We start from the raw sequence: 477 nt of genomic DNA, 5'->3' as shown, positions 1-477 counted from the left end.
CGTCGTCCTCTTCGCGCTCACCGCGCTCGTCGCCTGGGGCCGCTTCGGCCCCTACGCCGGCTGACCACCCTCGACCGGCGGGGGCGTCCGGTGCTTGGAGCGCCTCGCCCGGCCCGACGCCATCACGAAGGGAAAGGAGGATGAGGTGCTGCGGCTGGACCAGGCGATCGTCACCGAGTCGCAGAGGCTGTCCTTCGGCCAGGTCAACGCTCGCCTGGTCGGTCCGGACGCCGCGCGGATCCTGCCCTGGATGCTGGCTGGCGCAAGCGAGCGGGCCAACGACCGGCTGAAAGACGGCTTACTTCCCCGCCCCAGGCGGGCACCCCTATGAACCCGAGGAGAGAGCACAAGTCGATCATCACCACGGCGGAACGCAACAAGGAGACGCTCCGCCGCTTCCACGACGCCGTCAGCACCGGCGACGAAGAGATCATCTCCAGGACGATCGACGAGGTCGTCCAACCGGACGTGCAGATT

At 68.6% G+C, this 477-nt stretch carries 1 protein-coding gene; it reads left to right on the top strand.

Annotated elements, in window-relative coordinates; genetic code table 11:
• Nucleotides 1-145: 145 nt before the first annotated feature.
• Nucleotides 146-331 carry a hypothetical protein gene (locus E1294_RS52185; RefSeq protein WP_132520838.1) on the top strand — a complete coding sequence of 62 codons (186 nt, stop codon included), beginning with the start codon at nucleotides 146-148 and terminating at the stop codon, nucleotides 329-331.
• Nucleotides 332-477: the final 146 nt, after the last annotated feature.

Origin of the sequence: Nonomuraea diastatica (assembly GCF_004349015.1) — a bacterium.
Classification (GTDB): Bacteria; Actinomycetota; Actinomycetes; order Streptosporangiales; family Streptosporangiaceae; genus Nonomuraea; species Nonomuraea diastatica.
The sequence above is the reverse complement of the archived record's forward strand: the minus strand, read 5'-3'. Positions and strand labels throughout refer to the sequence as shown.